Origin of the sequence: Paenarthrobacter aurescens (assembly GCF_025421775.1) — a bacterium.
In the GTDB taxonomy this organism is placed as follows: Bacteria; Actinomycetota; Actinomycetes; order Actinomycetales; family Micrococcaceae; genus Arthrobacter; species Arthrobacter aurescens_B.
Map to the genome: position 1 here is coordinate 47238 of NZ_JAOEFX010000013.1, position 19766 is coordinate 67003.

A 19766-nucleotide genomic window follows, 5' to 3' on the forward strand; every position below is an offset into this window, starting at 1 on the left:
ACCTTGTGGACTGCGCCTACGAACCCTTAAGGATCGAATCAACCCATGCATGCGCCGAAGCAAAAGCAGCATTGGAGGTATGCGGAGCCACCACGGCGGCCTGCTTGTCCGCGCGGGCGTAGGAGCCCAGGAACCGGGTTGCGGGGCTGATTCGGTGGAGGCCGGCCAAGGCGTCAGCCACCCGCGAATCGGTGGCGTGACCATCGGCGTCGATGCTGAAGAAGTAGTGTCCCATGTATTGTCCGGTGGGCCGTGATTCGATGCGGCTCAGGTTCACGCCGCGGGACGCGAACTGGTCCAGGATCTCCATGAGGGCGCCGGGATGGTCCTCAGGCAGCGGCACCACCACGGTGGTTTTGTCCGCTCCGGTCCGCTCCGGCAGGACACCGGGGCGACTCACCAGGATGAATCGCGTGACAGCGTCCGGGTTGTCGCCGATGTTCTCTGCCAGCACGTTGAGGCCGGGTTGTTCGGCAGCAATCAGCGGGGCACAGATGGCGGCTTCGTAGGGAGCGTCGTCCTCCAGCAGGCCCATGGCGGACGCGGCCGTGGACGACCCGGGGACGTAGTCCGCGTTCGGAAGGTTCTGGTCCACCCACAGGCGGCACTGCGCCCACGCGTGGCCGTGCGTCGAGATCCGCTTAATGTCGGAAAGCCCGACGCCGGGCCTCGCCACGAGCACGAAAGTGATGGGAACAAGGGCCTCACGGATGATCCGAAGCTCTTGGCCTGTGGCGATCGCGTCCAGCGTGGCAGTGACCCCGCCTTCCACTGAGTTCTCGATGGGGACCATGGCCGCGTCAGCTTCACCCACGCGCACGCGCTCCAGTGCCGTGTTGACGTTGGTGCACGGAATTCGGGTGGCGTCAGCAGCACCTGGCACCTGCATGAGGGCAGCCTCGGTGAAGGTGCCCTCGGGGCCGAGGAACGTGTAGGTGACTGCTGACATCGAATATTCCTTGCTGGTTATATACGCGGGCTAGAGAACAACCGGCTTGAGGCCATTATCGGAGACCATCGGGTTGCCTGCCTCGAACCACATGTCCATGCCGCCGGCCACGTTCACAGCCGAGTAGCCCTGGCCCACCAGCCACTGCACAGCCCGGAATGATCGGCCGCCGGTGCGGCAGATGACAAAGAGATCATCATCCGGGTCCAGCTCGTCCAGCCGTGCCGGCAGTTGGTCCATGGGGATGTGACGGGCACCTTCAGCATGCCCGGCAACCCATTCATAGTCTTCGCGGACGTCCAGGATGCTGGCATCGGCCGGAATGTCGCCCACAGGTACGGTATCGAAATCGCTCATGGCAGTCCCTTCCATCGATTCAAGTCAGCAACAAGCCTAGTCCCCGGAGCTGGGTGCTGCTCCGTGACTTGCGCGCTGTTGGCCCGGACGTCAAGACTGGGACCCAAGCGCTCCAAAAATCTGCTGGCAGGAGTAACCCATGGCTGCTGATCAACCCACCATCCTGGCAACATCGGGCGGCATCAAGCCGGGCGAGCGTACCAGGATCGAGTTCAACCACCTGATGCACTACGCCGTGGAACTCTCCGGCGTGAATGGCCGGGCGCCCCGCGTGACGCACATCGGCACCGCATCCGGCGATCAGCGCTGGTGGGCAGCGGAAATGGACCAGGCCGCACGTATTGCGGGCTTCGATTTCAGCCACCTCAGCCTCTTCACCATGCCCAATATCGAGGATCCGGAAGCCCACCTCCTGGAACAGGACGTGGTGTGGGTCAACGGCGGTTCAGTGGTGAACTTGCTGGCCGTGTGGCGCGCGCATGGGCTGGACCGGATCCTCCGGAAAGCGTGGGAAGGCGGCGTGGTATTGGCCGGCGTCTCCGCCGGATCCATCTGTTGGTATCAGGGCGGCGTAACGGACTCCTTCGGACCCGAGTTGCGCCCAGTCACCAACGCCTTGGGATTCCTCCCTTACGGCAACGGGGTGCACTACGACTCTGAACTGACCCGTGCACCCGCCATCCACAAGCTGGTAGCCGACGGCACGTTGGGCGAAACGCACTGCACGGACGACGGCGTTGGGCTGGTTTACCGGGGCACGGACCTTGTGGAGGTGGTGTCCGAAGTGAAGAACAAGGCCGCTTTCCGGGTCACCGCGGGTGCCGGGGAGAGCGTGGACGCTGTTGCTGTTGAGGAACGGTTGGAGTCGCGTTTCCTTGGTTGATCCCTCATTGCAGGACCTTTCACGCCTCACCGCTGTTGAACTCCGCGATGCCCTGGCTGCCGGTGAGCTTTCGGCCCGCGAAGCAACCTTGCACTTCCTCTCTGCCATCGAATCCCGAAACAGGCAGCTGGGCGCCTTTGTCACCGTGACTTCCGAGCAAGCCCTCACCGATGCCAAGACGGCCGATGACCTGCACGTCAGGCTGCTCGGGGAAGGCCGTCTGGAAGAGCTGCCCCTTCTTCACGGCATGCCCACCGCATTCAAGGACCTCACCGACGTCGCCGGGGTACCGACAACCCACGGCAGCGCAGCTCTTGAGCACAAGCCCGCGCCCGAGGACGGCGCCCTCGCAGCAACCTTGAAGGGTCAAGGCGTCATCTCGCTGGGCAAGACCCAGGTTCCAGAGTTTGGGCTGACCGCCTACAGCGAAAACCGCGTCGCACCGCCGTCGCGCAATCCGCATTCCATGGGTCGAAGCTCCGGCGGGTCCTCAGGCGGTAGCGCTGCCGCGGTGGCTGCGGGGCTGGTTCCGTTCGCGCCAGGGACCGACGGCGGCGGGTCCATCCGGATACCAGCCGGCGCCTGCGGACTGGTCGGGTTGAAACCGGGCCGGGGCGTGGTGCCGTCGGGCGCGAGCGCAGGCGACGCCGCCAAGTTGGTGGTCGCCGGACCGCTCGCACGATCTGCAGCGGATGCGGCGCTGCTGATGGACGCGCTGGTTCCCCGGGATCAAGCGCCCGACGGCGGTTACCTCGCCAATGTGGGCCGGGCACCGGAGCCGCTGAAAATCGGTGTGAGCCTGGACAGCCCGTGGGCGGGTGTCTATCCGTTCGGGATCGAGCCGGAAGCAATGGACGCCTTGGCGCTCGGGACAAAGCTCCTGGAGAACGCCGGCCACAGCGTCGCCGAAGCGGAAATCCGCTATGACAACCGCTATCCCGCAGCCTTCACAGCAGCCTGGACTGCCGGCGTCGGGAGTGCCCGGATAGCACCCCAGCGCGAGGCGCTCCTGACCCCGTTGACCCGGACGTTCCGACGTCGGGCGCAACAACGGAGCGCGTCCAAGGTGAACGAGGCTCTGGGATTCCTCCGGCAGTTCGAGCACGACACCATCGCGCAATACTCCGAATGGGATGTGATCCTCATGCCCACATTGGCGAAGACGCCTCGCCCGATCGGCTGGTTCACCGGTGGCGGGCACAGCGGCGAACCGTGGCCGAGCGAGTGGGCCGGCGACGCGGATGAGGACTATAAGAGACAGTGTGAGTACGCGCCGTGGTCCTCCATGGTGAATGTGTGCGGGCTGCCGGCCATCAGCGTTCCGGTGCACACCACTGCATCAGGGTTACCCATGGGGATTCAGCTCATCGGCCGTAAGGGATCTGAACTGTTGCTTCTCCAGCTCGCAGCAGTCCTCGAGACCCACTAAGACCAGCGTCTAACATATGGAAAGTGGTTGCCCCGGGCATATATCGATGTGACAATGCCCGCAGTCAGTGCCAGCATTGAGAAAATGAGCACACCTCAAACCACGGCTGAGTCCGCAAAGCCAGCGGGCGATACGTCATTCTTCGGCCACCCAAAGATGTTGGCCAGCCTCTTCTCCGTGGAAATGTGGGAGCGATTCTCCTTCTACGGCATGCAGGGAATCCTGCTCTACTACATGTACTTCACCGCCGAGCAGGGCGGACTTTCCATTGACCAGGGGCTCGCCGCTGGTTTGGTGGGCGCGTACGGTGGTGGCGTTTACCTGTCGACGATCCTCGGCGCCTGGCTCGCCGACCGTCTCTTCGGCTCCGAAAAGGTCCTGTTCGGTTCGGCCATCATGATCATGGCGGGCCACATCGCGCTGGCCCTCCTGCCGGGCATTCCAGGCCTGATCGCAGGCTTGGTGTTGGTAGGTATTGGCTCCGGCGGCCTGAAAGCCAATGCCACGGCCTTGGTGGGCAGCCTGTATGGCGAGAAGGACGAGCGCCGCGACGCCGGCTTCTCCATCTTCTACATGGGCATCAACCTGGGCGGCCTCATTGGCCCGCTGGTCACCGGCTGGCTGCAGACAAGCTACGGCTTCCACATCGGCTTCGGCGCTGCAGCCGTGGGCATGGCGATCGGCCTGGTCATCTACTCGTTGGGCCGCAAGAGGCTCCCCGAGGAAGCCCACCGCGTTCCCAACCCCCTGCCGGCGAAAGACCGCACCAAGTACGGCCTGATCTTCCTGGGCATCCTGATTGTCATTGGCGTCCTGCTCGGCACGGGGCTCGTCAACGCCAACAACCTGGCCAGCAGCATGGCCTACGCCGCAATCGGCGCCGCTGTGGTCTACCTGTTCCTCATCTTCCGCAGCCCTTTGGTGACCGCCGTGGAGCGCAAGCGCGTTATCGCCTTCATCCCCTTGTTCGTCGCATCGGCCGGGTTCTGGGCATTGTTCCAGCAGCAGTTCACCTTCATCGCCGTTTACTCGCAGGAGAAGCTGGACCGCAACCTGTTCGGCTGGGAAATGCCGGCGGCCTGGGTCCAGTCGATCAACCCGGTATTCATCATCATTTTCGCCGGCGTCATGGCTGCCCTCTGGACCAAGCTGGGCTCCAAGCAGCCGAGTTCGCCGCTGAAGTTCTCCGCGGGCCTGTTGATCATGGGCCTGGCATTCCTGGCGTTCATCCCGCTGGCCGGCGAGGGCAAGACCCCGCTGCTGGCACTGGTGGGCATCCTGTTCATGTTCACCCTGGCGGAGCTGTTCCTCTCCCCCATTGGACTGTCCGTGAGCACCAAGCTCGCACCGCAGGCCTTCCACACCCAGATGGTGGCGCTGTTCTTCCTGTCCGTCTCGCTCGGCACCACGCTGGCCGGCATCCTCGCCGGGCTCTACAACCCCGAGGATGAACTCCCGTACTTCATCGGCATCGGCAGCGTGGCAGTGGTCCTGGCTGTCGGTCTGGCTGCAGCATCGCCCGCGATCAAAAAGCTGATGGGTGGCGTGCGGTAACAGCCGTAACGGACTGACGTTAAACGACGGCAGCCCTTGCGTTCGGTGGGATTCCCACCTGACGCAAGGGCCGCCGTCGTACGCGTTTGTTTTAGTAGTTGTAGCGCCCGCTGCTGGAGGCGCCGATCGCAGCGAAGAAGATGATGCCGAAGATCACGGTCAACGCAATGCCGATGTATCCCATCACCAGGCCGGCGATTGCCATGCCCTTGCCTGCGGGCTCGCGCTTGAGCCCGAGGTGTCCCAGGATCACGGCGGCGATCTGCGGCAGGATGAAGAACCCGAACCCAACAAAGATGGCGATACCGCAGCACATGCTGGCAATGCTCAAGCCCTTGGGCTCGGCCTGCATGGCGTAGTACGCAGGCTGGCCGTACGGCGACTGGGGCTGACCGTACGGCTGCTGGCCGTAGGGTTGCTGGCCGAACGCCTGCTGCTGGTACGGGCTGGGCGGCTGGCCGTAGGGCGACGGGGGCTGCTGGCTGTAGTCGCCCGGCGTGTATGCGCTGGCGGGCGACTGCGGCTGGGCGTAGAAGTCGTTCTGGCCCTGGGCATTATGCGTGTATGCGTCCTGCGCGTAGGAGTCCTGCCCTTGTGCGCTCTGCTCATAGGGCGGGAGGGGCTGCGTGGCGTTGGCGCCCTCGCTTGATGCGCCCTGGCCCGGCGCTCCCTGGTCTGAGGCGCCCTGGTGCGGTGCGCCTTGGCCCGGCGCGCTCGACTCGGGTGCGCTGAACTGGGCGGGCGGAACGTACTGCGGCGGTTCGTAGCCCGCCGGCTTGTCTTCGTTGCCCTTGGATGGCTGATCTGACATAGGAATCCCCCTGCATTTGGTCTTTGGTCCCAACACTACCGCCGTCGCGGGTGCCGCATAAGGTAGCGGGCTCCGTGGACATGGCCACAAATGCGAGAAAGATCATATTCATGCATACGCATGGAATGTTTTCGAGTCTGACTCGGTTTACATCAGTAGCGACTCAAGAGGCGCTCACCAACGAAATCGGCGGGATCCTGTCCCGCGAAGGAGGAATCATGGGTAACTTCGAAGGCAAGACCGCACTCGTCACCGGCGGCGGTTCAGGGCTCGGGGAAGCGATCAGCAAGGACCTCGCAAAGAACGGCGTCAAAGTGGTGGTTGTGGATGTCAACCTCGACGCCGCCACGCGCGTGGCCGATCAGATCACGGCCGACGGCGGCACGGCAGTTGCGTTCCAAGGCAACACAGCTGTGGCCGAGGACAGCAAGAAGGCCGTGGACTTCGCCGTGGAGACCTATGGAGCCCTCAACTATGCCGTCAACAATGCCGGTATCGGCGGGGCCAGCGCTCCTGTTGGAGAAGTCGACATCGAAGACTGGGACCGCGTCATCGCCATCAACTTGAGCGGTGTCCTGTACGGAATGCGCTACCAGGTCCCGGCCATCCTTGCGGCAGGCGCTGCCGAGGGAGCCATCGTCAACATGGCATCGATCCACGGCGCTGTCGCCGCTCCCGGCAACGCCGCCTACACCGCCGCAAAGCATGGAGTGGTGGGCCTGACGAAGAACGCTGCTGCCGAATATGGCGCCCAGGGTCTTCGCGTCAACGCAATCGGACCCGGCTACATCGACACACCCTTGCTGTCCGCCGCACCCAAGGAAGTCATCAACGGGCTCGAAGCGAAGCATTCGCTGGGTCGGTTGGGTAAGGCCGAGGAGATCGCGAACGTTACTACCTTCCTCCTCTCCGAGAAGGCCAGCTTCATGACCGGCTCGTACGTCTTGGTTGATGGTGGGTACACCGCCGTCTAGCGTCGGCCGCTCTTCGCGCTGATATCGCTCCTCCCCGGCCTGATGCGCCGGGAGGGAGCGATCTTTTTTTGGCTAGCAGTCACTCCTGAACGCAAAGTGAAAGTTTGCCTCTTCCTGGGTTGTCCTGACGCCATCCAACGTCACAGGGGCCAGATCCCGGACATTTCCTGTCAGCAGGCCGTGTGGTCTGGCATGCTGGAACCCATGGCTAGCCGAGCGGGCACAGTTGCCCTTCCCCAGGACCTTGTTGACATCACAGCCCTGCTGGACGCGTATTTCGACGTAGCTCCGGACTTGGGCGATCCCGCGCAGCGCGTGGCGTTTGGAACGTCGGGACACCGCGGATCCAGCTTGAAGGCATCGTTCAACGAGCCGCATATCCTCGCGATCACGCAGGCAATCGTCGAATACCGCGGGCGCCAGGGCATCACCGGCCCACTGTTCATCGGCCGCGACACCCACGCACTGAGCGAACCCGCGCAGAACTCCGCGTTGGAGGTTCTTGCAGCCAACGGAGTCACTGTTCTGGTGGACGCGCGCCACGCCTACACTCCGACGCCGGCCCTGAGCCACGCAATCCTCAAGTACAACCGCGAAGCTGCGCCCGGCACGCCACAGGCCGATGGCATCGTGGTCACCCCCAGCCACAATCCGCCCGGCGATGGCGGCTTCAAATACAACCCTCCGCACGGCGGCCCTGCAGACACTGATGCCACCGGCTGGATCGCCGACCGCGCCAACCAGCTCCTGGAAAACGGGCTCCGAGGCGTCAAGCGCATGCCGCTGAACGACGCACTGGCCGCCGACACCACGGGCAAGTTCGACTTCCTCAGCAGCTACGTTGACGACCTCCCGACCGTGCTCAACCTTGACGCCATCCGTAACGCCGGTGTCCGAATCGGAGCCGACCCCATGGGCGGCGCTTCCGTGGACTACTGGGGCGAGATCGGCGAACGCCACCAGCTCAACCTCACCGTGGTGAACCCCACCGTTGATCCGCAGTGGGCCTTCATGACCCTCGACTGGGACGAGAAGATCCGCATGGATTGCTCCTCGCCGTCGGCCATGGCGTCCCTGATCCAGCGGATGGCCGCAGGTGCCGACGGCACTGCTGCTTATGACATCGCCACAGGGAACGACGCCGACGCGGATCGCCACGGCATTGTTACACCAGATGGTGGGCTGATGAACCCGAACCACTACCTCGCCGTCGCCATTGACTACCTGTACCGGAACCGCAGCGGCTGGAACCCGAACTCAGTGGTCGGCAAGACGTTGGTGTCTTCCTCCATCATCGACCGCGTTGCTGCCGGCCTGGGCCGCAAGCTGGTGGAGGTTCCCGTTGGTTTCAAATGGTTCGTGCCCGGCCTGCTGTCCGGCGAGGGCGCCTTCGGTGGCGAAGAATCTGCCGGCGCTTCCTTCAACAAGCTGGACGGCAGCGTGTGGACCACGGACAAGGACGGCATCCTGCTGGCGCTGCTGGCGTCCGAGATCACGGCCGTTACGGGTCAGTCTCCATCGCAGCTGTACAAGGGACTCACTGACCAGTTCGGCGCACCCGTTTACGCCCGCATCGACGCTGCCGCCACCCGCGAGCAGAAGTCCAAGTTGGGCAAGCTCTCCGCCGCCGACGTCACGGCTACCTCCTTGGCCGGCGAAGAGATCACGGCCAAGCTCACTGAGGCTCCGGGCAATGGCGCTTCGATTGGTGGCCTGAAGGTTGTCACCGAAAATGCCTGGTTCGCAGCCCGCCCCTCCGGCACCGAGGACGTCTACAAGATCTATGCCGAGTCGTTCAAGGGCGCGGACCACTTGAAGCAGGTTCAAGAAGAAGCGAAGGCGTTGGTGGACGGGGTTATTGCCTAGGCCCCTCAAGGCTCTGGGCGTCCTGCGTCCAGAGCTTGAGGATCCGGCGGATGGTGTGGTCGCCTTCGGGGGCCATGTCCACAAGCGCCACTTGATCAAGCACGACGACGTCTCCGGACTTGGGGCGCTTGCCGTCGTGATGCGAGATATGCGGCCGGTAGCGTTCCAGGATGTAGTTCGGCGTAGCGATCCTCCCGCCGATGCTGCTCACGGCATCCACCATCTCTTCGTGCAGTCCCTGCAGCAGTGGGTTGTGGTGGATCAAGCTCACCGGGATGGACCCCATATGCCCAAAGCCCGCCTCTTCACCCACGGTCAGCCTGGTTCCGAGGGCTCCCCTGACTGGCGCTGCCGCCAAGTCCGCCAGAACATCGGCGACGTCGGCACTTACCTCATTGCCGACGTCGAACCTTAACAGGGTGATGTGAAGAGGCCAGTCGCTGCGCGGAAAAACCAGCCCCGGCTGCACGGGCTCCGTGAACGCCACCCAAATGAGATTCCGCATGGGCATAGTTTGCCACTCGGCACGCGGAAGGTGAGCGAGGATCAGCCGGAAACCCTCACTCACCTCCGGCTAGAGTCGACCCAAGCGCGAATCAACATCTGGGGGAACGATGAGGCTTGAAGGTTGGCACGTACTGGTATTTCTCGCCTTGCTGGTAGCAGTGGTTGTGGTGATCGCAGTAGTCCTGTTGGTTGGCCTGCTGCTACGGAACACGGGCAAAAAGGACAACGGCCAGGGCCCTGGGACATTCAGGTGACGCGGACCGTCTCTCACCCAATGGCCGTTAAACGCCGATGCTCTCTCACTTTCCGTAAGAGAGCATCGGCGAACAGCGGCAAAAGTTAGACGGTGCGAACAACGTCGTCGTAAGCGAACTTCGGCTTTGCTTCGCCCCAGGCGTCCGGGCCGGGCTGACCAATGTTGACCACGAGGAAGCTCTTCTGGTCTCCGGCCGGGAAGAACTCGGCGTCGATGGCGGAGAAGTCAGCGCCGGTCATCGGGCCAGCGGCGAAACCGAGGGAGCGCACGGCCAGGATGAAGTAGCCGGCCTGCAAATGAGCGTTGTTGTTGCCCGTAGCAGCGGCGAAAGCGGGATCGGCGTCGTACATTGCCTTGGGCGCGCCGTAGGCGGGCAGGAACTTGTCCCACTGCCCCTGCCAGTCGGTGTCGTACGACAGGATGGCGACCAGCGGGGCCGACGCGGTCTTGGCCTTGTTGCCGTTGGAGAGGGTGTCCACCAGCTTGGCGCGGGCTTCATCCGAACGGACGTAAGTCACGCGGAGAGGCTGGGAGTTGAAGGCGGTTGGGCCGAACTTGGTGAGCTCGTAGATGGCGCGGGCCTGTTCGTCGGTGACCTCACCGGCGAAGCTGTTGGCGGTGCGGGCTTCGGCAAAAATGGCGTCGACTGCTGCGGCGTCAATGACTGCTTCTTCGTGGGCGATCGTCATTCATGAACCTTTCGCTGGGCCTGGCCTTGTGAGCGGCCGGGCACTTCTGCTTTCCATGGTTGCAACTTCAACTTCCGTTGTCCTCTTCCCGTGACGGCCCGTGACGTTAGGCACAGTGCGTGACCTCACGTGTCGTTTCTTTGAGTTGTGAGGCCTGTTGTGCGCGCTCCCGAGCGCGCGAGGCGCGTAGAGCGGGCCCCACAATGGCGGTAATGTTGCACCGAATCCCAACACTCTTCTGAGGAAGGCCCCGCCATGAGCATGCTCGGCATGAAATGGAAGCTCCACGGCAACGGCAAGTCCGTCCGGCCCGGCCACGTGGTGGCACCCGACGAGCGGCTCGCCTGGCCCCTGACCATCGGCATCGGCATGCAGCACGTGGTGGCCATGTTCGGCGCGACCTTCCTGGTCCCCATCATCACGGGCATGCCGCCAGCCACCACCCTCTTCTTCTCCGGCATAGGCACCCTGCTGTTCCTGGTGATCACCAAGGGCCGCGTGCCCAGCTATCTGGGTTCAAGCTTCGCGTTCATCGCCCCGATCATGGCGTCCCAGCAGCAGTACGGCGTCGGTGGCGCTTTGGGCGGCGTCGTACTTGCCGGCGTCGTACTGGCGCTTATTGGTGCGGTGGTCCAGAAGTTCGGCGCCGAGTGGATCAACCGCCTCATGCCGCCGATCGTCACCGGCGCAATTGTGGCTCTGATCGGCTTAAACCTCGCACCGGCGGCCAAGGCGAATTTCGACCTCGCACCGGTTACCGCACTGATCACGTTGGTCACGATCATCCTGGTTTCTGTTCTGTTCCGTGGAATCCTGGGCCGCTTGAGCATCCTGGTGGGCGTGGTTGTGGGCTACCTCGTGGCGATGATGCGTGGCGAGGTTTCCTACGAAAAGATGGACGCCGCTGCGTGGGTTGGCCTGCCTTTCTTCCAGACGCCCGAGTTCCACATCGGCGTGGTCGGTTTGTTTGTTCCGGTGGTGCTGGTGCTGGTGGCTGAGAACGTGGGGCACGTGAAGTCCGTGGCTGCGATGACGGGCCAGAACCTCGACGGCGTCTCCGGCCGCGCGCTGATGGCCGACGGCGCGGCGACGGTTCTTGCCGGGTTCGGCGGAGGTTCCGGTACGACGACGTACGCGGAGAACATCGGCGTCATGGCCGCCACCAAGGTCTACTCGACGGCGGCCTACTGGGTGGCCGGCGTCTTCGCCATCCTGCTGAGCTTCTCCCCGAAATTCGGCGAACTGATCGCGACCGTGCCGGCTGGTGTGCTGGGCGGTGCTGCGACCATGCTGTACGGCATGATCGGCGTGCTCGGCGTCAAGATCTGGGTGCAGAACAAGGTCAACTTCTCCAACCCGATCAACCTGACGACCGCTGCTGTGGCTCTGATCATCGGCATTGCTGACTACACCTGGACCATTGGCGAGCTGAAGTTCACCGGCATTGCCCTTGGTTCCGCTGCTGCCCTGGTGATCTACCACGGCATGAAGGGCTTGGCTCACTGGCGCGGGACCGTCGCTGAGCCGGAAACTGAGACGGCGGGGCTGCCACCTGCGGTGAAGTCGGCGATGAACGCTGCCGCTAAGCGGGGCGGGAAGAAGGGGAAGTAGGGGTACGGCCCATCACCGACGCCGAGCGGCAAGTACTCGACCTGCCTCTTTCCGTCTATTGCTGCCGGGTGAGGCCCTCGTTTGACCCCATGATGAGGAAGATCCTCGGGCTTCTCTCGGGAAGGAAGGCCTGGGATTCGGGGCAACGACGCGCAAGGGATGGGCTGAAACCTACAACGCCAACGGGGAGTTGGTCTCGCGGGTTATACCTCTACGTCGTCCGCCTAGCAGCGGCGTACAGGTTAGGGCCGGAGGGTGGTAGAAGCCACTCCATGACCTGCAGGTGACCTCCCCGCCCACCGGCGACGATCACGGAGGAAATGCTCAACGTGTCCATGGTTGGATCGCTGACCGAGGGAGTTTAGGTTGGTTGGTTGTCATCACGTCAGCCTGAGTCACAGCTACATGTATCTGGTTTCAGCAGCCGACACTAACTTCGAAGCCCACTCGATGCACTTAGCCGACTTAGCCCGCGTAAGGCTCGAAACGTTGTATCCAGCCTTCGTCTTCTCTCCAAGGAGGCGTGCCAGGATGGCACTGTCACCCCCAGCCTCCTTCAAGGTCTTCACGGCGTCCGCGTGGTTTTCAGACTTTGAGTGCCGGCCCAGCTCAAGCATGCAGAACGCATCGGAAGCAGCAATTCCTGCATGGACGGCCAGGGTTGCAATGACATCCGCATAGGGCTCTTCGGCGTTGAGCGTGTTGATCGTTTCTGCCGCTTCGAGGAAGACTCTGGCATCTTCAAGCCTGGCATGCGCATCCGTGCGCGCTGTCACTAGGCTGCTTCCAAACCATGAAGGTGGCGCGAAAGCCAGCTACGGTCCCCGGCGACGTGATTTCCCTCGCTCGTGATGGAATCAAAAATTGGGGCGCTCCGAACTTCGGAAGCTTCGTAGATCATCGGCCGAACGTCGTTACCCGTGAGACTGTAAGCGTCGACGGCCAAGTCGCCGATTAATTCGTAGAGCTCGTCGCTGGCTCCGTCAGGGATGACGAATAGCAAGTCGATATCCGAGTCGCTGCGCATCTCCCGCCGGGCGGCTGAACCAAAGAGTGTTACCTGCAGGGGCTGCTCGGGCCAGTCGGATATTGCACGTATCAGGAATTCTATGAATCGTTCAGTCCCTCGAGACGCTTCGGCGACAACGGCGGCAAGCATATGGCGAGGGTTCAGAGCGTACTCGGTTCGGTTGCCGACCCGCAGTGCTATAACAATCCCGTTCGCCTCCAGGCGCTCCAAGCAACGCCGGGCACCTGAAACCGAGGCCTGAATCCCCCGCTCACGGATCAATTGGCCAGGCGTGGTCCGCCGACCATCCACCAACGCCATGAGGACATCGGCCTCAAGAGTCGGGCAGATCGCTCTCAACGGGTTGTGAAGTTGCATGGAAGACCTCCCAATCGCTTCTTATTGTACGCGATTGGGAATCCTGGGGATGGGCGGCAATGACTCCGCCGCCTGGGCCCTGTTAGCTCCCGAACTTGGTGTCGAAACGGCTCATGAACGCGGCCATCGCATCACGGGCAACAGGGGCAAGCGGTCGATACGTCTTGGTGCCATTGGCCTCAGTCCACCCGGTGCTGATGCCGCTGCTCGCCAGCCAGGTGATCTGCTTATAGAACGGGTTATCCGTGGCAACATCCGTAAACGGCGACTTCGCAGGTGCAGTAAAAGCGGGCGAGCCGGCGAGTCGGTACATGAACGCGGCCATTGCATCACGGGCTACCGGCTCAAGCGGCCGGTACGTCTTGGTCCCATTGACCTCAGTCCAACCGGTACTGATGCCCTTACTGGCAAGCCACGTGATCTGCTTATAGAACGGGTTATCCGTGGCAACGTCCGCGAATGGCGACTTCGCGGGAGCGGTGAAGGCGGGCGAACCGGCCAAACGGTACATGAACGCGGCCATCGCATCACGGGCAACAGGGACCAGGGGTCGATATGTCCTGGCACCGTTGGCCTCGGTCCACCCTGTTGAAATGCCGCGAGACCCGAGCCAGTTAACTTCGGCAGTGAATTGGCCGCCGGAGATATCAGAGAAGATGGGACCCGGATTCTTGGCGAACGCGGTCAACTCGGTGAGCGAGCCCCTGAAGACGTTCTGGTCCCCCGGGAACACTCCGGACTCGGCGTGCTGCCACAGGGTGTAGTTTTTCCAACCGGCCGGCAGAGCACCGGGCGTCGATGCCCACCTTGCGATGTGGAGCGGGTGGTTCCCGAAGCCGTTGGCCTTACCCGTGCAGTCCTCCCACCAATTAGTGGTGGTGTAGATGGCTGGAAGGCGTCCGGTTCGGGACAGGATGGTGGTGGCGAAGTCGGAAATCCATGAAATCATCTGGCCCGGGGTCAGTCCATAGCAGGCGCCGTCGCCATAGGGGCTTTCCTCAAGGTCGAGCAAGGCAGGCAGCGTTTTCCCATCCGGCTTCCAGGCTGCACCGCTCTGGAGGAAGTAGTTGGCTTGCGCTGCACCGGACGACGCGTTGGGGAGGGCGAAATGGTAGGCGCCGTGCAGCATGCCGGCTGAAGCAGCCCCCGAGTATTGGGCCTGGAAGTAGGGATTGCGGTAGGCGGTCCCCTCGCTGGCTTTGACGTACGCAAACTTGGCGCCGTTCGCTGCTGCCTTGGTCCAGTCCACCTCGCCTTGGTGGCTGCTGACATCCATTCCGCGCACGCCCGACGGCACTGCTAAAGAGGATTCCGTGCCTTGGATGGAAAACAACTTCTGGTCCGCTCTTTCATGATCACGAAGTGTCGATCCCATGGCGTGGTCGTTCTGGGCTGAGGGCGATTCTTCGGACGCGGTGGCCGCCCCTGCCCCCGACGCGGCGAGCACCAAGGTGGCTAGCAGTACAGCCGAGGCTTTCAGGCGACTTGAGTAGCTGGACATGGAGAACTTCATTCGACGATTCCTTAGGAGTGCGGGAGGAACCGGCGCCCCCACGTCATGCAGCTCAGCCTACTATCCGGCTTAGGCCTCCCAGCGCAGCAGGTCGCCGGGTTGGCACTCGAGCACCTCGCACAACGCCTCCAGCGTCGTAAACCGAACCGCCTTCGCCCGCCCGTTCTTGAGCACAGCCAAGTTGGCCGGCGTGATCCCCACTCGCTCGGCAAGCACACCCACCGGCATCTTGCGCTTGGCCAGCATGACGTCGATGTCCACGATGATCGGCATCAGATCACCTCGTCGAGCTCGGCCCGCAAGCCAGCAGCCTCAACGTCACGCGCAACGGCCTGGGCCAGCAGCGTACGCAAGATCAGCACCAGAAGAGCCACTCCCCCGATCATCAACGCAGCGCCGCAAATAAGCAGAACAACACCGGGCGCAATGTCGCCCGGAGCCAGCAGCGCCGCAATCGTAAACATCAGCAGTGCGGCCACAGATACAGCCCCGAAGATGATGTCCACAAACCGGAAGGCCCCGTGGGAGAACACCGTCCCGCGGCGCACCATCGTCAGCAACCTCCACACGCAGACCGCAACTACCTGCATGCAGAGGATTCCCAGAACGATAATCACCAGCAGCGTAATCCGCGGACCGTCGGGCGCACCGGCCTCAACAAGGTCGGTGGAAAGCAGCGGCACCATCCACACCTGGACGAACAGCGAGCCTGTCAGCACCATCGCGATCACAACCCGCAATGCGAGGATCGTCAGCTTACCCATCGAAACTCCTTTATCGAACAACAACCTGATTCTATCGATATTCGATCACTTAGCAAACGACCAGGTCCCGTGACACAATTAGTCAGCTTGCTTACTAAAGCAGGGTTCCCTAGGCTGGAACAGGTCAGACAAACAACTCTCACAGCGGCGGTATCGCCCAAAAAGCACCCCGCTGCGCAACGAGGAGGAACAATGTCAGAACACAACATCGCAGGCAAGAAGGTCGCATTTCTCCTGACAGACGGCGTGGAGCAGGTTGAGCTCACCAGCCCTTGGCAGGCCGTGAAGGATGCCGGTGGCGAGCCCACGCTGGTAGCGCTTTCCACAGGAAAGCTCCAGGGATTCAACGGCGTGGAGAAGGGCGACACGTTCGACGTCGACCTCGCAGTGGCCGACGCCAACGCCTCCGACTTTGACGCACTGGTACTCCCGGGTGGCGTCGTGAACGCGGACAACCTCCGCGTGGACAAGGACGCACAGAACTTCACGCGCGCCTTCTTTGAGCAGCACAAACCCGTGGCTTCGATCTGCCACGGACCGTGGATCTTCATCGACGCCGGCGTCATCAAGGGCCGCAACGTCACCTCGTACCACACGCTCCAATCGGACCTGAAGAACGCCGGCGCCAACTGGACCGACGAAGAAGTGGTGTGCGATCAAGGCCTGGTCACCAGCCGCAACCCGGACGACCTCCCGGCATTCAATAGCAAGCTCGTGGAGGAAATCTCCGAGGGGCAGCACGCTGGCCAGACCGCTTAGCGGTCGCCGAGGCACATACGGCAAGTGCCGCCGTCGTACTTCTTGTAGAAGCACGACGGCGGCACTTGCCGTTTCCCTGACCTAGGTCATCCGGATGTTCCGCTTCCTTGGGAGTGGGACGGTGGCAGTTTCGGTATCTCGAACGCTGCTATGGGCGCTCCACGTAGAGTCTGAGAATGAACCCCTTGGAGCAGCCTGCACTCGTCGCGTCCCCTTACAGGCTCCGTCCGTTTACGACAGCCGATGTTCCTGTGGTCCAGGAAGCCTCGCGCGATCCACTAATTCCTGCCATCACGACAGTTCCCGCCAGCGGTTCACGCCAGGCAGCACTGGCCTTCATCGAAAGACAGCACCAACGCCTAATTGATGGCACCGGGTACTCCTTCGCTATTGCTGATTCCTCCTCCGATCAGGCGGTTGGCCAAATCGGGCTGTGGCTGAAGAACCTCAGCCAAGGCCGGGCGAGCATTGGCTATCGGGTGGCGCCAAGTCATCGTGGGAAGGGAGCTGCTTCCTCTGCTTTAGCTGCCCTCGCCGCCTGGGGTCTTGCGCAACCCGGGATTCATCGATTGGAACTCTACGTCGAGCCTTGGAATGAGGGCTCCTGGCGCGCAGCCGAGCGCAGCGGGTTCGTACGGGAAGGGACCTTGAGGAGCTGGCTAGAGATTGGCGGCCAGCGCAAGGACATGTACATGTACTCGCGCCTTCCTACTCGCTAGGAAATCACGCTAAGCGGGCCTCCCTGCTCCATTGCGGTTTCGGTGTCCCACATCCTTGGAACTGCGACAAGGCAGGTTACCGGGCTGGCCGCTCAGTGTTCAGAGGAGGCCTGAGGGGCGGGGCTCCAAAATATTCGGCACAGCCTGAATCGTTGGCTTGATACTTCACTTGCGCATCTGCATTGCTGCACAATATATCGATGCCGCCATCTGCTCCGGGATTCGACAACTTAGCATCAACGAAACCCCATGCACGCATTCAATCCCCCGCGTTCAATTCGGCGGTCTGCCAAGTACTGACTTTGCCGAAGTGGGGTTCATGCATAACGGTCTCCCGCACTTCGGCTTGGCGGACAGCTTAGGGGCGATGAGTCTGCCAGTCGATAGCCCCCATCAGTACCGCGAATTAGACAAGAAAAGGATGGGGATAGACAGTGCGTTATCCCCATCCTCTTATTGAAGTTCCTAGGCTGCCGAAGCCACCCAACCTGAGCAACCATAGATGCCAGTGCCGGCGCTTCGGTTGTTAAGGCACGCCCGGACGTAAACGGTCCCTCGCAAGCCGCTGCTTTGAGCTTGAGCCTGCTCGCCGCTTCCCTGGCTGTTGGTCAGCGTCGCAATGTAGGTAGTCCCGTTCGAAACATACCTGAGCTGCGCTACGGATGAGACGCCATCCACGCGGGTGTCCCGGCTCGTTAGGACGTTAGTGGACGAGTTGTAGTAAGCGTAGGACCCGGTCACCGAAGCCGCTGCACTGGCGGATGCCATTGGCGCTGTGGCCAACATTGAGATTGCAATAGCCCCCGCGGCTGCAGCGCCGGAAAGAGCCAATCGTGATTTACGCATGTCGTAATTCCCTCCCCAGAATTTTTAGTGAATTACTGGCATCACACCCGCCCCAAGAATGTGTTGGCGATCACACCGCGAAGCCGTTCTGAGTCTCAAGTGACCACTTTCTTTTGTCAAGTCAAGCGCTCTTTCTCTTGGCACGGTCTCCGAAGGTCAGGTCGCGTTCAGGGCTTCCCAGCCCGGTGTCCCACTTCCTTGGAACTGGGACACGTAGAGTCGTCACACACTCCCCCATCGTGGATACGTTTTACCTGGCGGCTTTCTTGCTGGCGTTCGATGCCGCGCGAGTGCCCGTAAGGGGATCCCTCACCGTGCGCTTCGTAAGTGGTGTGGGTCCGCGGTTGCGACTGATCGGACTGCGGCTGGTGGCGCGTCGTTGGTTCGGATCAGGAAGAGAGCCAGGACGGTGCACGCGGAGGTCTTCCGGCACGAGCCGCTGACGCAGGGACGTGGCGCAAATTCCCCAAACGACGGCGTGCAGGATGTAGATCGCCAACAGGATCGCGGCAAGGGTGGGCTCCGTCGTCGTCGCTAGAGCGAACAACGAGACCGCACCGATGAGAAGGCTAGCTGCGATGGTCATCCGGTAACCGAATCGGGCTCGGACACGACTGACAAGAAACGACCCAGCGAGCCCTCCGATGGCTGAGACAGCGAGGATCAGCCCGTATTGAGTCTCGTTGACACCAAGCCGGTCCTGAGCGGAGAGGACAAGGACCGAGAACGGCAGCATGTAACCGACACTAGCCAGGGCACCTACGAGGGCGAGTGCGCCCACGACACGGTTCTGGGCGATCCACCGCAACCCATCGAATGCTTCTACCCAAAACGCCCGAGGAGCCGACGGTTCAGTACGGGTGGCCGGTGGTCTCAGAGTCCGGGGTAGGGCCAGTGCCAGAAAGCCGGCAACAGCCCACAGTCCTCCCATCATGAACACCGGCGCGGTCGCGGCGACGGCGAACAACAAGCCACCTAAAGGTGGTCCGATGAGTTCATCGGCAACCAGTTGTGTCGCTGAGATGCGCCCATTCGCCCGATCGAGGTCCCGCTCGTGAACGTAGGAGGGAACAAGGGAGATGGCTGCGTTGTCGGCTGCGCTTTCAAGGGTGCCAAGGATCCCGAAGACCACGTAAAGCAGGACCAAACCCTCAACGCCGACCAACGGACAGATAGCCAGGGCGAGGATCGCAACGCCCCGCAGGAGGTTGGCCATTGCCAGGAGGGCGCCCCGGTCGGCGCGGTCGACCCACGCGCCAATGGGTAGGGCGACAAATAACCTGACAAGCGCGTAGACGGTGGCCAGACCTGCGACGAGGCGGGGGTCATTGGTGAGAGATGCCGCAACGAGCGGTATGGACACGAATGCAAGACCGTCAGCGAGGTTAGATGCCGCATTTGCGCCTAGAAGGACGTGGAACGAGCGGCCGATAGACATTGCTCCGAGCATATAACCGACTCAGAAACCCACCCACCCACTCGTGTCCAGATGAGGTTTTCCGCAGCTAATCACTCTCCGCAAACCGATCCTTCAGCGGGCCGTAATGATGAGTAGGTCTAGTTAGGCATCTGTTGTAGTGCAACAGGGATGTAGGTCAGCACGTTGAGCAGGGCCCAGGTGGCAAGTCCGTAGCCGAGCACGAGGGCCGCTATCGCCATGGAGCGACCCCTCTCGTTTTTTCGCTTGATCTGATTCAACGAGACGTGTCCAGCCCCGACAGCAAAGGTCGCAAGAATCCCGACGCCAAAGAACCAAATACCTGAAAAGGCGATGACGGCCAAGGCAACGGACATAATGGCCAGCACGTTAATGCGGCCAGTGGTCGACGGTGCCTTCGTAGATGACATACTCACAGTTTCCCCATTTCGTAAGCGTCAAGGGAGTCTAACCG

The 19766-nt window shown here is 62.2% G+C and carries 22 protein-coding genes; 9 read left to right on the top strand and 13 right to left on the bottom strand.

Annotated features, from left to right (window positions below):
• Positions 1 to 16: 16 nt before the first annotated feature.
• A complete protein-coding gene (gene pheA / locus N7568_RS22085; RefSeq protein ID WP_261611901.1) occupies positions 17 to 949 on the bottom strand; it encodes a prephenate dehydratase in 933 nt (310 codons plus the stop codon).
• Positions 950 to 979: 30 nt separating this feature from the next.
• Complete coding sequence (locus tag N7568_RS22090; protein ID WP_261611902.1) at positions 980 to 1306, bottom strand: rhodanese-like domain-containing protein; 327 nt, start codon at positions 1304 to 1306, stop codon at positions 980 to 982.
• 139 nt (positions 1307 to 1445) lie between these two features.
• Between N7568_RS22090 and N7568_RS22095 the strand changes: the two genes are divergently transcribed.
• The 3 genes from N7568_RS22095 to N7568_RS22105 are packed head-to-tail and all read left to right on the top strand — an operon-like array spanning position 1446 to position 5172.
• Complete coding sequence (locus N7568_RS22095) at positions 1446 to 2189, top strand: peptidase E (RefSeq protein WP_261611903.1); 744 nt, start codon at positions 1446 to 1448, stop codon at positions 2187 to 2189.
• Positions 2182 to 3618 carry an amidase gene (locus N7568_RS22100; RefSeq protein ID WP_261611904.1) on the top strand — a complete coding sequence of 479 codons (1437 nt, stop codon included), beginning with the start codon at positions 2182 to 2184 and terminating at the stop codon, positions 3616 to 3618. The genes N7568_RS22095 and N7568_RS22100 overlap by 8 nt, the downstream gene beginning before the upstream one ends.
• Before the next feature lie 54 nt (positions 3619 to 3672).
• A complete protein-coding gene (locus N7568_RS22105; RefSeq protein WP_261611905.1) occupies positions 3673 to 5172 on the top strand; it encodes a peptide MFS transporter in 1500 nt (499 codons plus the stop codon).
• 91 nt (positions 5173 to 5263) lie between these two features.
• Here N7568_RS22105 and N7568_RS22110 read toward each other — a convergent pair whose 3' ends face one another.
• Complete coding sequence (locus tag N7568_RS22110; RefSeq protein WP_261611906.1) at positions 5264 to 5983, bottom strand: DUF4190 domain-containing protein; 720 nt, start codon at positions 5981 to 5983, stop codon at positions 5264 to 5266.
• 218 nt (positions 5984 to 6201) lie between these two features.
• On the opposite strand from N7568_RS22110, the gene N7568_RS22115 reads away from it, so the two are divergent.
• Complete coding sequence (locus N7568_RS22115) at positions 6202 to 6957, top strand: SDR family NAD(P)-dependent oxidoreductase (protein WP_261611907.1); 756 nt, start codon at positions 6202 to 6204, stop codon at positions 6955 to 6957.
• A gap of 204 nt (positions 6958 to 7161) precedes the next feature.
• Complete coding sequence (gene pgm / locus N7568_RS22120) at positions 7162 to 8823, top strand: phosphoglucomutase (alpha-D-glucose-1,6-bisphosphate-dependent) (RefSeq protein ID WP_261611908.1); 1662 nt, start codon at positions 7162 to 7164, stop codon at positions 8821 to 8823.
• On the opposite strand, the gene N7568_RS22125 is transcribed toward pgm, so the two are convergent.
• Positions 8813 to 9328 carry a 2'-5' RNA ligase family protein gene (locus N7568_RS22125; RefSeq protein WP_261611909.1) on the bottom strand — a complete coding sequence of 172 codons (516 nt, stop codon included), beginning with the start codon at positions 9326 to 9328 and terminating at the stop codon, positions 8813 to 8815. The two genes, pgm and N7568_RS22125, sit on opposite strands and share 11 nt — an antisense overlap.
• A 109-nt stretch (positions 9329 to 9437) precedes the next feature.
• On the opposite strand from N7568_RS22125, the gene N7568_RS22130 reads away from it, so the two are divergent.
• Positions 9438 to 9584, top strand: a complete 147-nt coding sequence (locus tag N7568_RS22130; protein ID WP_261611910.1) for a hypothetical protein — start codon at positions 9438 to 9440, stop codon at positions 9582 to 9584.
• An 85-nt stretch (positions 9585 to 9669) separates the two neighbouring features.
• Here the strand turns inward: N7568_RS22130 and N7568_RS22135 are convergent, their stop codons facing one another.
• Positions 9670 to 10275: a malonic semialdehyde reductase gene (locus N7568_RS22135; RefSeq protein ID WP_091325629.1), complete on the bottom strand. Its 606-nt coding sequence runs from the start codon at positions 10273 to 10275 to the stop codon at positions 9670 to 9672.
• Between the two features lie 255 nt (positions 10276 to 10530).
• Between N7568_RS22135 and N7568_RS22140 the strand changes: the two genes are divergently transcribed.
• Positions 10531 to 11886: a uracil-xanthine permease family protein gene (locus N7568_RS22140; protein ID WP_261611911.1), complete on the top strand. Its 1356-nt coding sequence runs from the start codon at positions 10531 to 10533 to the stop codon at positions 11884 to 11886.
• 401 nt (positions 11887 to 12287) lie between these two features.
• Here the strand turns inward: N7568_RS22140 and N7568_RS22145 are convergent, their stop codons facing one another.
• The 5 genes from N7568_RS22145 to N7568_RS22165 all read right to left on the bottom strand — a co-directional run bounded on the left by N7568_RS22145 (position 12288) and on the right by N7568_RS22165 (position 15550).
• On the bottom strand, positions 12288 to 12662 hold the full coding sequence (locus tag N7568_RS22145) for a hypothetical protein (protein ID WP_261611912.1): 375 nt from the start codon (positions 12660 to 12662) through the stop codon (positions 12288 to 12290).
• The gene (locus N7568_RS22150) at positions 12662 to 13273 is read right to left on the bottom strand and encodes a nucleotidyltransferase domain-containing protein (RefSeq protein ID WP_261611913.1); all 612 of its coding nucleotides are present in this window, start codon (positions 13271 to 13273) and stop codon (positions 12662 to 12664) included. The genes N7568_RS22145 and N7568_RS22150 overlap by 1 nt, the downstream gene beginning before the upstream one ends.
• 82 nt (positions 13274 to 13355) lie before the next feature.
• The gene (locus N7568_RS22155) at positions 13356 to 14786 is read right to left on the bottom strand and encodes a lysozyme (protein ID WP_261611914.1); all 1431 of its coding nucleotides are present in this window, start codon (positions 14784 to 14786) and stop codon (positions 13356 to 13358) included.
• Between the two features lie 69 nt (positions 14787 to 14855).
• Entirely contained in the window at positions 14856 to 15059 is a 204-nt protein-coding gene (locus N7568_RS22160) for a helix-turn-helix domain-containing protein (RefSeq protein ID WP_231343434.1), read from the bottom strand.
• Positions 15059 to 15550 (bottom strand): DUF2975 domain-containing protein, encoded by a 492-nt coding sequence (locus N7568_RS22165; RefSeq protein ID WP_261611915.1) that lies wholly within the window; start codon positions 15548 to 15550, stop codon positions 15059 to 15061. The genes N7568_RS22160 and N7568_RS22165 overlap by 1 nt, the downstream gene beginning before the upstream one ends.
• Before the next feature lie 192 nt (positions 15551 to 15742).
• Here N7568_RS22165 and N7568_RS22170 point away from each other — a divergent pair, with 192 nt between their 5' ends.
• Both N7568_RS22170 and N7568_RS22175 read left to right on the top strand, forming a co-directional pair.
• On the top strand, positions 15743 to 16309 hold the full coding sequence (locus N7568_RS22170) for a type 1 glutamine amidotransferase domain-containing protein (protein WP_253465431.1): 567 nt from the start codon (positions 15743 to 15745) through the stop codon (positions 16307 to 16309).
• 176 nt (positions 16310 to 16485) lie between these two features.
• A complete protein-coding gene (locus tag N7568_RS22175; protein WP_261611916.1) occupies positions 16486 to 17028 on the top strand; it encodes a GNAT family N-acetyltransferase in 543 nt (180 codons plus the stop codon).
• Between the two features lie 465 nt (positions 17029 to 17493).
• Here N7568_RS22175 and N7568_RS22180 read toward each other — a convergent pair whose 3' ends face one another.
• The 3 genes from N7568_RS22180 to N7568_RS22190 form a co-directional block, all read right to left on the bottom strand.
• Positions 17494 to 17874, bottom strand: coding sequence for a hypothetical protein (locus tag N7568_RS22180; RefSeq protein ID WP_172325457.1), 381 nt, complete (start codon positions 17872 to 17874; stop codon positions 17494 to 17496).
• Between the two features lie 250 nt (positions 17875 to 18124).
• Positions 18125 to 19312, bottom strand: coding sequence for an MFS transporter (locus N7568_RS22185; protein WP_261611917.1), 1188 nt, complete (start codon positions 19310 to 19312; stop codon positions 18125 to 18127).
• Positions 19313 to 19431: 119 nt separating this feature from the next.
• The gene (locus N7568_RS22190) at positions 19432 to 19722 is read right to left on the bottom strand and encodes a DUF4190 domain-containing protein (RefSeq protein WP_261611918.1); all 291 of its coding nucleotides are present in this window, start codon (positions 19720 to 19722) and stop codon (positions 19432 to 19434) included.
• Positions 19723 to 19766 lie beyond the last annotated feature (44 nt).